Raw genomic sequence first — 14,305 nt, 5'->3', positions numbered from 1 at the left:
CCGCCATGAGAAGCCTTTCAGGCCATGCCGAGTTCGCGGTCGATGAAGTCGAAGAGGTCGTCGGCGGTCGCGTCCGCGCCGATCGCCGGGTCCGGCGTGTCCGAGGTCGTGCCCAACCGGTCCGCGATCGCCCGCAGGCGTGCGGTGACCCGGTTGCGCTGGATCTCCTCCGGTGGCAGCGCGGTCAGCGCCTCCTCCAGCCGGTCCAGTTCCACCAGCACCGCCGCCTCGGCCGGTTGTCCTCCCCCGAACAGCTCCCGGTGCAGGAACCCGGCGAGCGCGGTCGGCGTCACGTGGTCGAACACCATGGTGGCGGGCAGTTTCCGACCGGTCGCGCGGGTCAGCCTGCCGCGCAGGTCGGTCGCCGCCACGGAGTCGAAACCGAGGTCGGTGAACGTCCTGGCGGCCTCCAGCTCGGTCGGGTCGGCGTACCCGAGCAGCGCGGCCACCTCCGTGCGCACCAGCTCCAGCAAGGCGCGCTGCTGCCCGGCGGTCGGCATCCCGGCCAGTTGGTCGAGCAGTCGGCTGCCGCCGCCGGGCTCGTCGTCGAGCGCCGCCCGTGCCTCGGGCAACGAGCCCAGCAGCGGCCTCGGCCGGGCCAGCGCGTAGATCGGGGTGAACCGGGCCCAGTCGATGTCGGCCACCACGAGGTCGTCGGCCGCCTGCAGCACCACCCCGGCGGCGAGCCGGGGGTCCATCGGGGTCACGCCGATCCGCCGCATCTCCCGGCCCAGGTCGTCACCGACCATGCCGGCGTCCCAAGAGCCCCAGGCGATCGCGGTGGCGGTCAGGCCGCGGGCACGGCGGCGGTGGGCCAGCGCGTCGAGGTAGGCGTTCGCCGCCGAGTAGGCCGCCTGGCCCATGCTGCCCCACACCGACGCGCCCGACGAGAACAGCACGAACGCGTCCAGGGGACGGTCGCCGAGCAGTTCGTCCAGGTTGGCCGCTCCGGTGGTCTTGGCGCGCACCACCTCCGCCACCTCGTCGAGGTCGAGGTCCGTCAACGGCACGATCCGCTGCATGACGCCGGCTGCGTGCACGACGGCGGTCAACCCCGGCACGTCCGCGAGCACCTGGCGCACCGCCTCCCGGTCGGTGACGTCGCAGGCGGCGAGGGTGACCCGGGTGCCGCGCGCGGTCAGCTCGGCGGCCAGCTCTTCCGCGCCGGGGGAAGCCGCGCCGCGCCGACTGGTGAGCACCAGGTGCTCGGCGCCGTGTTCGGCCAGCACCCGTGCCACGTGCACCCCCAACGCCCCGGTGCCGCCCGTGATCAGCACGGTCCCGCGCGGCTGCCAGCCCGCCTTCTCCGGGGAGGACGCCCGGACGAGCCGCCGGGCGAACATCCCGTTCGGCCGGACGGCCACCTGGTCCTCGGTCCCGGACAGCACCGCGCACAACCTGCGCACGGCCTCCTCGTCCACGGACCGGGGCAGGTCGACCAGACCTCCCCAGGCGTCCGGCCGGTCCAGGCCCGCACTGATGCCGAGTCCCCACACGCACGCCTGGCCAGGTTCGGTGACCTCGGCACGGGCGGTTCCAACGGCCCCCGCCGTGACGCACCACAAGCGGGTCTGCAGCCCGGACGCCGCCAACACCTGCATGAGCGTCACGGTCGCGGCAGTGCCCCAGGACAGCTCCGGGTGCAACGGATGGTCCCGGTCGTTCCACGCAAGGAGGGACAGCACGCCCGCGATGTCGCCACGGGCATCGCGTTCGGCGGCAAGCCGAGCCTCCAGCCCCGATCGGTCGCCGACGTCGACGCGCACCACCTCCGCACCGTGCGCGACCAGCCCGGCGATCGTCGCCGTCACCCGCGGGTCGTCCGCGTACCCGTCGGGCACGGCCACCAGCCACGCACCTGCAAGCCTCGCGGGCACCGGGTCGTCCAACGGTTCCCAGGAAACCCGGTACCGCCACCCATCCACAATGGACTGCTCCCGGAACCGACGCCGCCACGCGGAGATCGCGGGCACGACCTGTTCCAGCGCACGGGCGTCCACCTCCCCGCCCAGCCCCGACAGGTCCAGCCGTTCCACCGCGTCCCAGAACGCCGCGTCGGCGCCATCCCCGTCCACCCTGGTCGGCTCCTCCCACCAGTACCACCGGCGCTGGAACGGGTAGGTCGGCAGGTCGACCCGACGCGCGTCAGTGGTGTCGTGGAACGCGCGCCAGTCCACCGACACACCCCGAGTCGCCACCCGCGCGACCGCGGTGGCCAACTCCCGCTCCTCGCCGCGCCCACGCCGGGCCACCGGGACGAACGCCACGTCCCGGTCGCCGGTCAGGCAGTCCGGTCCGAGGGCCGACAGCGCGGCGTCCGGGCCGATCTCGACGAACGTCGTCACACCCCGGCCTTCCAGCCACCGCACCCCGGACCCGAACCGCACGGCCTGCCGGACGTGCCGCCGCCAGTACTCCGGCGAGGTCAGGTCACCGGCCGCCGCCAGTTCGCCGGTCACGTTCGACACGACCGCGATGTCCGGCGCGTGATAGGTCAGCCCCGCCGCGATCGCCCCGAACCGCGCGAGCACCGGCTCCATCAACGGCGAGTGGAACGCGTGCGACGTCTTCAGCCGCTTGGTCTTGCGGCCGAGTGCGGCGAAGTGGTCGGCCAGCGCCAGGACGACGTCGAGCTCACCGGACACCACGACCGACTGCGGCCCGTTGACCGCCGCGATGTCGGCGTGCCCGTCCAGCAGCGGCCGGACCTCCTCCTCGCTCGCCTGCACCGCGACCATCGCCCCGCTGTCCGGCAACTCCTGCATGAGCAGGCCGCGCCACGCCACGAGCGTCGCCGCGTCCGTCAGCGACAGCACCCCGGCCACGTGCGCGGCCGACAGCTCACCGATCGAGTGCCCCATCAGGTAGTCGGGTCGGATGCCCCAGGACTCCAGCAGCCGGTACAGCGCGACCTCGAAGGCGAACAGCGCGGGCTGCGCGTACCCGGTGCGGTCCAGCGTCTCCGGGTCCTCGCCCCACACCACGTCGCGCAGCGGCCGGTCCAGGTGCACGTCCAGTTCCGCGACGACCGCGTCGAACGCCTCCGCGAACACCGGGAACCGGTCGTGGAGCTGGCGGCCCATCCCGATCCGCTGCGTGCCCTGACCGGTGAACACGAAGGCGGTGCGCCCCTCGGTGGGCACCACGCCGAGCGTCAACCCGGCCTCGGTGCGGTTCTCGGCCAACGCGGTCAGCCCGCGGACCAGCTCGTCGTGGTCACTCGCCACAATCGCGGCCCGGTGCTCCAGCCCCGCCCGGCTGGTCGCCAGCGAGAACGCCAGGTCGTGCACGCGGTGCTCGCCGTGCCGCCGCACGTGCTCCAGCAGTCGCCGTCCCTGCGCGCGCAACGCGTCCTCGGTGCGGGCGGACACGAGCACGGGCACCGGACGGCCACCGGCGCCCGGATCCGGCCACCGCAGGTCCGGTGGCAGCACCGACGCGGCAGCGGACTCCACTTTGGACCACAGCTCGTGTGCTTTGGCACGCAGCAGGTCGCCGCCCCGGCCGGAGGCCACCAGGGTGACCATCTCGGCCACGCTGACGTCCGGCTCGACCGGTGGACCCGCCTCCTCGATGATCACGTGCGCGTTGGTGCCGCTGAGCCCGAACGACGAGACGCCCGCCCGCCGCGGCCGGTCGACCTCGGGCCAGGGCCGTGCCTCGGTGAGCAGTCGGACGCCGCCCGCCGACCAGTCCACCTGCGGGGTCGGCTCGTCCACGTGCAGGGTGCGGGGCAGTTCGCCGTGCTGGAGGGCCAGCACCATCTTGATCACGCCGCCGACGCCGGCGGCGGCCTGCGTGTGGCCGATGTTCGACTTCAGCGAGCCGAGCCACAGCGGGTGCTCCCGTCCCTGGCCGTAGGTCGCGATGAGCGCCTGGAGCTCGATCGGGTCACCGAGGACCGTGCCGGTGCCGTGCCCGTCGACGGCGTCCACCTCGGACGCGGTCAACTGGGCGTTGGCCAGCGCCTGCTCGATCACCCGCTGCTGCGCCGGGCCGTTCGGGGCGGACAACCCGTTGCTCGCGCCGTCCTGGTTCACCCCGCTGCCCCGGACGACGGCCAGCACCGGGTGCCCGAGCCGCTGGGCGTCGGACAACCGCTCGACCAGCAGGAGACCCGCGCCCTCGCCCCACCCAGTGCCGTCGGCCGTCGCGGCGAAGGACTTGCACCGGCCGTCCGGCGCGAGCCCGCGTTCCTGGCTGAAACCCACGAACGAGTCCGGGGTCGCCATCACGGTCACACCGCCCGCCAGCGCCAGCTCGCACTCGCCGGACCGCAGCGCCTGCACGGCGAGGTGCAGGGCCACCAGCGACGACGAGCACGCGGTGTCCACGGTGATCGCCGGGCCTTCCAGCCCCAGCACGTAGGCGATCCGGCCGGACACGACGCTGGCCAGGTTGTGCGCGCCCGGCGCGTTGTAGTCGTGGTAGGCCACACCGGCGAACACGCCCGTCCGGCTGCCCTTCAGCGACGTCGGGTCGATGCCGGCGCGTTCCACGACCTCCCACGCCAGCTCCAGCAGCAGCCGTTGCTGGGGATCGCTCTCCCGCGCCTCACGGGGGCTGATCCGGAAGAAGTCCGCGTCGAACTCCCCCGCGTCGTGCAGGAACCCGCCCAACGTCGAGTACGTCTTGCCGGGGGTGGCGGGCCGGTGGTCGTACAGCTCCTCGGTGCTCCACCCGCGGTTGACCGGGAACGGGGTGATCGCGTCACCGCCCGAGGCGACCAGGTCCCACAGCGCCTCCGGCGAGTCGACGCCACCGGGGTAACGGCAGGCCATCGCCACGATCGCGATCGGCTCGTGGTCGCGGGCCTCCACCTCGCGCAGCCGGCGGCGCGTCTGCTGCAAGTCGGCGGTGGCACGCCGGAGGTAGTCGCGCAGCTTGCCGTCGTTGCTCATCCCGCATCACCCAATCTCGAGGTTGTCCAGGACCTCGAACAGTTCCTCGTCGCTGGCCGTCTCGTAGCTGTCGTCCGCGCTGTCGTCCGCCGGGACGGCGCCGGTGTCGCGCAGCTTGCGCAGCAGGGCCTCCAGCCGGGTGGTCACCTTGTCGGTGAGGACGGGCAGTCGGGCGATCGTGGCGTCCAACCGGTCCACCTCGACCAGCACCGCGTTCGTCGGGTCGTCCTCGCGCGGTGCCAGCTCCGCGGTCAGCCTGGCGGCCACGTCCCGCGTCGTCGGGTGGTCGAACACCAGCGTCGCGGGCAGGTCGAGACCGGTGGCGGTGGTGAGCCGCCCGCGCAGCTCGACCGCGCCCGGCGAGTCGAAGCCCAGTTCCAGGAACGGCCGGTCCGGGTCGACCGCTTCGGCCGAGGCGTGCCCCAGCACGACGGCGACGTGCGTGCGCACCAGCTCCAGCACCTCCCGGTCGCGTTCGTCCGGCGGCAGCTCGGCCAGCCGGGCGAGGAGCCCGGTGTCCACCTGGGCGGGAGCCGACACCAGCGACGTGGCGGGACCGGTGGCGCCGGTGGAGACGAGCCAGTACGTGCCGCGCTGGAAGGCGTAGGTCGGCAGCGGGACCACGCGGGGCTCCAACCCGTCGTAGAACGCCTCCCAGTCCACGGTCACGCCGCGCACGTGGGCCGTGGCGACCGCCGTCACGACGGCACGTTCCTCGCCGCCGGTCCGGTGCAGGACGGGGATGAAGTCCGCCTCCACGCACTGCTCGCCCAACGCGGACAGCACGGCGTCCGGGCCGAGTTCGACGAACGTGCGGACACCGCGTCCGGCGAGGTGGTCGAGGCCGTCGCGGAACCGCACGGCCTCCCGGACGTGGCGCACCCAGTAGCCGGGATCGGTCAGGTCGGCCGGTCCCCCGGTCACGTTGGACACCACCGGGATCTCCGGGGCGTGGTAGGTCAGCGACGCGGCGATCGCGCCGAACTCCGCGAGCATCGGCTCCACCAGCGGCGAGTGGAACGCGTGACTCACCTTGAGCCGGGTGGACTTGCGGCCCAACCGGTCGACCAGCGCGAGGACGGCGTCCTCGACACCGGACAGCACCACCGAGTCGGGGCCGTTGATCGCGGCGATGCCGACCCCGTCGGACAGCAGCGGCAGGACCTCGTCCTCGGTCGCGCGCACGGCGACCATCGCACCGCCCTCCGGCAACGCCTGCATCAGTCTGCCGCGTGCCGCCACCAGCTTCGACGCGTCGGTCAGGGAGAGCACGCCCGCGACATGTGCGGCGGCGAGTTCACCGATGGAGTGCCCGGCGAGGTGATCCGGGCGCATTCCCCAGGACTCGACCAGCCGGTACAGCGCGACGCCCAGGGCGAACAGCGCGGGCTGCGTGTAGCCGGTCCGGTCGAGGGGCTGCTGGTCGTCGCCCCAGACGACGTCGCGCAAGGGCCGGTCCAGGTGCTTGTCGAGTTCGGACACGGCGGCGTCGAACGCCTGCGCGAACACCGGGAACCTCCCGTGCAGCTCGCGGCCCATGCCGATCCGCTGGCACCCCTGGCCGGGGAACAGGAAGGCGGTCGCACCCGGTCGGGCGTGGCCCCTCGGCACATCGGGGTCCACGTCGCCGCTCGCGAGACCGGCCAGGGCCTTCGCCAGTTCCTCTGCGTCCCCGGCGATCACCGCCGCGCGCTCGTCCAGCGCGGTGCGGGTCGTGGCCAGGGAGTAGGCCAGGTCGATCAGGTTCTCACCGGTGTCGATCCGCGCCGCCTGGGCGCGCAACGCCTCGACGGTGCGGGCCGACAGGAGGAAGGGCAGCACGACGTCACGCGGGGTCCGTTCCACGGGCGCGGGCTGCTCGACGGCCTCCAGGATCAGGTGGGCGTTGGTGCCGCTGATCCCGAACGACGACACCGCCGCCCTCCGCGCCCTGTCCACCTCCGGCCACGGCAGAGACTCCGTCAACAACCGCACCGCACCCGCCGACCAATCCACCTCCGACGACGGCTCGTCCACGTGCAACGTACGAGGCAGCACACCATGCCGCATCGCCTGCACCATCTTGATCACACCCGCCACACCCGCAGCAGCCTGCGTATGACCGATGTTCGACTTCACCGACCCCAACCACACCGGACGATCACGATCCCGACCATAAGTCGCCAACAACGCCTGCGCCTCAATCGGATCACCCAACGTCGTACCGGTCCCGTGGGCCTCCACCACATCGACCTCATCCGCCGACAACCGGGCATTGGCCAACGCCAGACCGATCACCCGCTGCTGCGACGGACCATTCGGCGCCGTCAAACCATTCGACGCACCATCCTGATTCACCGCCGAACCACGAACCACCGCCAACACCGGATGCCCACAACGCCGCGCATCCGACAACCGCTCCAACAACAACAAACCAACACCCTCACCGAAGCCCGTGCCGTCGGCCGTCGCGGCGAACGACTTGCACCTGCCGTCCGGTGCCAGGCCGCGCTGGGTGCCGAACTCGACCAGCACCTCGGGCGTCGCCATCACCGTGACACCGCCGGCCAGCGCCAGCTCCGACTCGCCGCTGCGCAGCGATTGCACCGCCAAGTGCATCGCCACCAGCGACGACGAACACGCGGTGTCCACTGTGGCCGCCGGACCTTCCAGGCCGTACTGGTAGGCGAGCCGGCCGGACAGGATCGAACCGGTCGCCGTGCTGAACGCGTAGTCGTGGTACATCGCCCCGACGAACACGCCGGTCGGGCTGCCCTTGAGCGTGTCCGGGTCGATACCGGCCCGCTCGAAAACCTCCCACGATGTCTCCAACAACAACCGCTGCTGCGGATCCATCCCCAACGCCTCACGCGGGCTGATGCCGAAGAAGTCGGCGTCGAACGCCGCCGCGTCGTACAGGAAGCCGCCGTGCCGGGTGTAGGTGCGGCCGGGGGTCGCGGGCCGCGGGTCGTAGAGGTCGTCGGGCCAGCCGCGATCGGTCGGGAAGCCGTCGACGGTGTCCACGCCCTGCTCGACGATCCGCCACAGGTCCTCCGGCGACGCCACCCCGCCGGGGAACCGGCACGCCATGGCGACGATCGCGATCGGCTCGTCGGCCCCCGCGACCGACCGGACGTGCACCGCCTGGTCGGTGCCGGAGAGCAGTGAGTCGATGTGCCGGGCGACCGCGCGGACGTTCGGGTGGTCGAAGACGAGAGTCGCCGGCAGCCGGAGGCCGGTCGCGCTGTTGAGCCGGTTGCGCAGCTCCACGGCCGTCAGGGAGTCGAAACCCAACTCCTTGAAGGCCCGGTCCGCCGAGACGGCGTCCGCGTCCTCGGCGTGGCCCAACACGTCCGCCACCCGACCGCGCACGAGGTCGAGCAACGCCGCCTGCCGCTCGTCAACGGGAAGTCGGACCAGGCTGTCCGCAAAGGACAGCTCGGCATCCGAGGCCGTTCTGATCCTGGGCGGAACAAGCGTCCGCAATGCGGGCGGCACGGCCCCGGAGCCGGCACGCAACGCGGGCAGGTCCAGGCGCAGCAGGACGCTGACGGCCTGGTCGGCGGTCAGCGCCGCGTCGAACAGATCGAGGCCCTCAGCGCGGGACAGCGCCGGGAAACCCACCTGACGCCGGTCGGCCTCGGCGAGGTGGGCGGTCATGCCGGTGTCCTCCGCCCACATGCCCCAGGCCATGGCGATGCCGGGCAGGCCGGCCGCCCGCCGGTGCTCGGCCAGTGCGTCCAGGAAGGCGTTGGCCGCCGCGTAGTTGGCCTGTCCTGCCGAGCCGAGCATCCCGGCGGCGGACGAGAACAGCACGAACATGCCGAGATCGGCGTCCGCGGTGAGTTCGTGCAGGTGCCAAGCCGCGTCGGCCTTGGGACCCAGCACGGTGTCGATCCGCTCCGACGTGAGCGAGTCGACCACCCCGTCGTCCAGCACCCCGGCGGCGTGCACGACACCGGTGAACCGGTGCGCCGCAAGCACATCGGCCAGCTGACCACGGTCGGACACGTCGCAGACGACAGCGGTCGCCTCAGCCCCCAACGCAGCCAGCTCGTCGCGCAACTCCGACCAACCAGGAGCCTCCGGACCGCGACGGCTGGTCAACACGAGACGCCGCACACCGTGCTCAGCGGCCAGGTGCCGCGCCACCACCGCACCCAACCCACCCGTGCCGCCCGTGATCAGCACGGTGTCGCCCGGCGGCAACGGCTCCCCCGGCCCAGACCCGACCACCAACCGAGGAGCGAACACACGCCCCTCCCGCAGCACGATCTCGGGTTCACCGGACCCCAACGCTCGGGGCAGCACCTCGGCCGAGGCGGCGGTGCCGTCCGAATCGACCAGCACGAGCCGGTCGGGGTGTTCGCGCTGAGCGGCGCGCACCAGGCCGCGCACGGCCGCTGCTGCGAGGTCGCCCGGCGGCGTCACCACGGCGAGCCGATCGGCCTGCTGGACCGCCCGCAAAGCGTCGTGGAGCAGGGTTCGCAGGTCCGCGAGCACGTCGCCCGAGCCACTCTGGCACGTGTAGACCGGCATGTCCTCGGACATCTCCGGAACGGCCACCGGCACCAGGTCGATCCGCATCGGCGTCGGGCCGGGCCGCCTGATCTCCGTCACCGGCCGGGCCGCGAGGGACCTCACCGACAGCACCGGTCGACCGGTCTGGTCCGCCGCCTCGATGGCACCGTCCGGGCCCAGCCGCACGCGCAGGCCCTTCGCCCCGGCGGCGTGCAGCGCGACACCGGTCCAAGCGAACGGCAGCACCGTCCCGTCACCGTCGAGCAGGCTCGCGTGCATGGCCGCGTCCACCAACGCCGGGTGCGCCAGGAACCGCTCCGCGTCGCCGTGCGCCTGCTCGGGCAGGGCCACTTCCGCGAACAGCTCGGCGCCCCGCCGCCAGGCAGCGCGTAAACCCTGGAACACCGGACCGTAGGCGTAACCCCGAACAGCGAGGCGGTCGTAGAGGCCGTCGAGCGCGATCGGCGTGGCGTCGCGCGGCGGCCAAGCGGTGAGGTCGAAGGCCGGTGCGGCGGCGGGCGGGCCGAGCACGCCCTCGGCGTGCAGCGTCCACGGGCCGTCCTCGCGGGAGTGCACCGTGATCGGGCGGGCGCCCGACTCCGCCAAAGCGCCGACCGTGACCTGCAATTGCACGCTGCCCCGCTCGGGCAGCACCAACGGCGCGGCGAGCGTCAGCTCCTCGACCACCGGGCAGCCGACGTGGTCCCCCGCCCGCAGCGCCAGTTCCACGAACGCGGTCGCGGGGAGCAGCACCTCGCCCAGCGCCGCGTGATCGGCCAGCCACGGGTGCGTGCCCCGCGACAACCTGCTGGTGAACAGCGCCCCGTCGGCGCCCGCCTGGTCGACGACCGCACCCAGCAACGGGTGCCCCGCAGACGCCTGCCCCAACCCGGCGGCGTCGGCCGCCGGAGCGGCGTCGACCCAGTACCGACGACGCTGGAACGCGTAGGTGGGCAGGTCCACCAACTCCGCGTCCGGGAAGAACGGCTCCCAGTCCACCGACGCGCCCCGCGCGTAAGCCTCGCCCAACGACTCGGTGAACCGGGCGAGGCCGCCCTCGCCGCGCCGCAGCGTGCCGACGGTCGTCGCGACCGACCGCTCGGCCTCGATCGTCTCCTGGAGCCCGAGCCGCACCACCGGATGAGGGCTGACCTCGATGAACAGGTCGGCACCCGCGCCCAGCACGGCGCGGGTGGCCTCGTCGAACCGCACGGTCTGCCGCAGGTTGCGGTACCAGTACCCGGCGTCCAGCGCGGTGGTGTCCAACAGCCCACCGGTCACCGTGGAGTAAAAAGGGACCTTGGCCGACCGCGGCCGAACGGCGGCGAGCAGGTCGGCCAGCGGCTCGCGGACCGCCTCGACGTACCGCGAGTGCGAGGCGTAGTCCACCTGGATGCGCTTGGCCTGCACACCCCTGGAGGTCAGCTCCGCGAACAGCTCGTCCAGCGCCTTGCTCTCACCGCAGACCACGCTGGACCGCGCACCGTTCACAGCCGCCAGCTCGACCACGTCCAGCCACGCCGCCAGCTCGGACGCGGGCAGCGGCACAGACATCATCCCGCCCCGCCCGGCGAGTTCCGTCGCGATGACCCGACTGCGCAACGCAACCACCCGCGCGCCGTCCTCCAACGACAACGCCCCCGCCACACAAGCAGCCGCGATCTCCCCCTGCGAATGCCCCACCACCGCAGCGGGCTCCACGCCATACGCACGCCACAACCCGGCCAACGACACCATGACCGCCCACAACACCGGCTGCACGACGTCCACCCGGTCCAGCGGGCCGGACAGCGCGTCGGTCAGGTCCCAGTCCACGAACGGCCGCAACGCCTCCGCGCACTCCGCCATCCGCGCGGCGAACACCGGCGACGAGCCCAGCAACTCCACTGCCATGCCCTGCCACTGCGCCCCTTGGCCAGGGAACACGAACACCGGACGTCCCTCGCCCGCAGGCATCGAGTCCGCGATCCGAGCCAAACCCGCCAGCAACTCCGACCGGTCCGCGCCGAGCACGACCGCGCGGTGGCTCAACGCGGCACGCGTGCGCACCAGCGACAGCCCGACGTCCGCCGGACGCAGCTCGGGGCGTTCGGCCACAAAGGACGCGAGCTTCTCCGCCTGTGCCCGCACCGCCCGAGCGTTCCGGCCCGACAGCACCCAAACAACCACATCCGCGCCGCTCAAGCAGTGCACCTCCTCGATTCTCAGGCGGCGTCGGTGGCCGGCGCGGGAGCGACCAGGTCACCGAACTCGGGGAACTGCGCGATCGCCTGCTCGGCGGTGAGCGCGGGCTTGCGCGGGCCGCGCAGCACGTGCCACAGGAACGACGGCGACATCAGCGAGCTCGCCGGCGCGGACAGGGACGCGACGCGGAACAACGCCTTCGACACCTCGGCGTCGTGGCACGCCGTGCGGGCGACGCGCACGTTCATCCGCTCCTGCATCCTGCTGCTGCGCAGCGTGATGTTCGTGCGGACGTCCGGGAAACCCTGATCGGTGGTGACGGCCATCCGCCACGCACCGGCGCTGATCTTCGCGATGCCCGCCTGCACGCGGCGCGCGAACCCCGGCCGCAGCCCGCCGCGGTCCAGCTGGTCGCGCAGCAGGACGGCGTACTTGGCGGCCAACGACATGCCGGTGCCGTGGATCGGGTTGAGCGCGGTGGCCGCGTCCCCGATGACGACGAAACCGTCGGGCATCGGCAGCTTCTCGAAGCGGCGACGCCGGTCCGGCATACCCCGGTAGGCGCGGATCGGACCGTCGGGACGGGCCTGCGCGATCAGGTCCGCGATGATCGGGTGGTGGCGTTCGCGGGCGAAGGCGACGAACCCCGCCTCGTCGGTCGGCGGCTCACCGCCCCTGCTGCCGAACAGGCTCAACAGCCACCGACGGCCCTCCATGGGCAGCAGCGAGGCGCCCCTGCCGGGCTCCCCGGTGTTGGGCACCATCTGCACCAGCACGCCGGGGAAGTCCTCGCGGGTGCCCTCCGGCGCCTCGTACCAACGGCTCACGTAGGTGACGCCGGCGTCCACGACGTCCTCGCGCACCTCCGGCAGTCCCAGCCCGGCCAGCCAGGACGGCGCGTCGGACCACCGGCCCGACGCGTCCACGACCAGGTCGGCCTCGATCGTCCCGGTACCGCCGTCGCGTTCCACCAGCACACCGGTCACCTGCGTGGCCGTGCCGACCAGTCCGGCCACGGTGGCGCCCTCCAGCAGCGTGACCCGCTCGTCGGCCAGGACGTCCGCGCGGATGACGTGGTCCATCAGGTCCCTGCTGCACACCACCATCGACGCCCCGGTGTCCAGCCGCTCGAACCACCCCTCCGGGCCGCGGGCCAGCGCGCCGCGGGCCAGCACCCGTTCCCGCGCCCCGGCCTCGTGCAACCGCCCGACGGCGCCGGGCAGCAGCACGTCGAACGTCTCCGCGCCGCCGCGCAGCAGGATGTGGCTGTGGTGGCCCTGCGGCAGGCACCTGCGCGGTCGCGGCGATTCCGGCAGCTGATCGCGCTCGACGAGCGTCACCTCGTCCACCCGGCCGGCCAACGCCGCCGCGGTGAGCATCCCGGCCAAACCGCCCCCGAGCACAACTGCCTTCGTCATTCGCACTCCTCGAATGCGCACACGCGTGGCCTCGCCTGATGACGCCTCGACTCGGACATTAGGTACGCGAGAGCGCCGCGCGTCCCCCTAAAACACGGTGGTTCCCGGCGGTGGTCGCCACTTCAGGGGGGTCGGCCCGGCCGATAGGGGAGCCACCCGACGGCCGGCGGGCCTTCAATGACAGGCGGACTGGAGTATCGCCCGGAGAGGTTTGTTGCCATGTGGAGCTTTGAGCACACCGCCGACACCGATGCCGCGCCGGCCGCGGTGTGGGCCCGCTACACCGACCTGAGCACCTGGGCCGAGTGGTACCCCGACGTGGTGTCGATCAAGATCGACGGACCGTTCGCGAGCGGCACCCGCGGTGAGATCGAGCAGGCCGTCGAACACGGGCACGTCCCGGGCGCCGTGCCGTTCAAGCTGGTGGACGTCAAGGAGAACGAGGGCTTCACGCTGGAGGCGTACGCGCCGGCGCAGGCCACCGGCATCGTCGACCAGGTCGCGCTGCGCACGGTCCTGGAGATCACCCCGAAGGCGGACGGCGCGAGCATCACCCACCGCTGCGAGCTGAGCGGCTTCGCCGCCGAACAGGTCGGCGAGGCCGTCGCCGGTCACCTGAAGGCGTCGGTCATCCGCGGCGTCGAGACGCTCGCCAAGCTGACGTCCAACTGACCCGGGGTCCACGACACGAAGGGCGGGACGGCCACGGCCGCCCCGCCCTTCACCGGTGCCCGTGCCACCGGGCCGAGGTTCACCGAACCGATCCGAGTCGGCGGGCCACGGCCACGGCCGGCCGGTCGCGGTACTCGGACACGTGCGCTCGAACGATGTCCCGCACCGCGCGGCCGACGTCGACCTGGGCCGACCGCGACGGCAGCAGTGCCCCGAAGAAGCCGGACTTCCCGTCGTTGAAGTCCGGGCCGCGCAGCAGCACCCGTGCCAGATCGGCATCACTCACGCACCAGCCGCCCCGGGGAATCCGGATCACACCCGCCTGGTCGTGACGACAAGATTCTCGATGTATTCGAATGGATCCCGCCGGAACCGGCGCTCGTCGCCTATCCGTTCGGTCGCGGGCCACGCGGCGATCATCACTCGGAATGCGTGCTGCGACGCCGACCTTCAGCAGGTAGCGGTGAAAAGGCAGCCGATCCGCAAGCCATTCATGTCGTCCCCTCGACGGCGAGCACACCGCGCACGCCGACCGCCGCGCGGCAACGTCCAAGGCTCCGAAGGCCCATCCCCCAGAGGGACCACATCCGGAGTCGACGGTGGCGGTGGCGGTGACCCGGCTGCCGTGGC

At 72.6% G+C, this 14,305-nt stretch carries 4 protein-coding genes and 1 pseudogene; 1 reads left to right on the top strand and 4 read right to left on the bottom strand.

What is annotated here, in order from left to right; all coding sequences use genetic code 11:
* Nucleotides 1-17: 17 nt before the first annotated feature.
* The 3 genes and pseudogenes from FM051_RS01755 to FM051_RS01745 form a co-directional block, all read right to left on the bottom strand.
* A pseudogene (locus FM051_RS01755) lies at nt 18-4,877 on the bottom strand (type I polyketide synthase); the annotation flags it as partial.
* A 30-nt stretch (nt 4,878-4,907) separates the two neighbouring features.
* Nucleotides 4,908-11,585 carry a type I polyketide synthase gene (locus FM051_RS01750; RefSeq protein WP_202918624.1) on the bottom strand — a complete coding sequence of 2,226 codons (6,678 nt, stop codon included), beginning with the start codon at nt 11,583-11,585 and terminating at the stop codon, nt 4,908-4,910.
* A gap of 20 nt (nt 11,586-11,605) precedes the next feature.
* Nucleotides 11,606-13,003 carry an NAD(P)/FAD-dependent oxidoreductase gene (locus FM051_RS01745; protein ID WP_158839869.1) on the bottom strand — a complete coding sequence of 466 codons (1,398 nt, stop codon included), beginning with the start codon at nt 13,001-13,003 and terminating at the stop codon, nt 11,606-11,608.
* A 219-nt stretch (nt 13,004-13,222) separates the two neighbouring features.
* Here FM051_RS01745 and FM051_RS01740 point away from each other — a divergent pair, with 219 nt between their 5' ends.
* Nucleotides 13,223-13,675: an SRPBCC family protein gene (locus tag FM051_RS01740; protein ID WP_158839867.1), complete on the top strand. Its 453-nt coding sequence runs from the start codon at nt 13,223-13,225 to the stop codon at nt 13,673-13,675.
* Nucleotides 13,676-13,754: 79 nt separating this feature from the next.
* On the opposite strand, the gene FM051_RS01735 is transcribed toward FM051_RS01740, so the two are convergent.
* The gene (locus FM051_RS01735) at nt 13,755-13,961 is read right to left on the bottom strand and encodes a hypothetical protein (RefSeq protein WP_158839865.1); all 207 of its coding nucleotides are present in this window, start codon (nt 13,959-13,961) and stop codon (nt 13,755-13,757) included.
* Nucleotides 13,962-14,305 lie beyond the last annotated feature (344 nt).

Origin of the sequence: Saccharothrix deserti (genome assembly GCF_009769385.1) — a bacterium.
In the GTDB taxonomy this organism is placed as follows: domain Bacteria; phylum Actinomycetota; class Actinomycetes; order Mycobacteriales; family Pseudonocardiaceae; genus Actinosynnema; species Actinosynnema deserti.
Note: the sequence above shows the minus strand (reverse complement) of the source record. Positions and strands in the feature narration are given on the sequence as shown.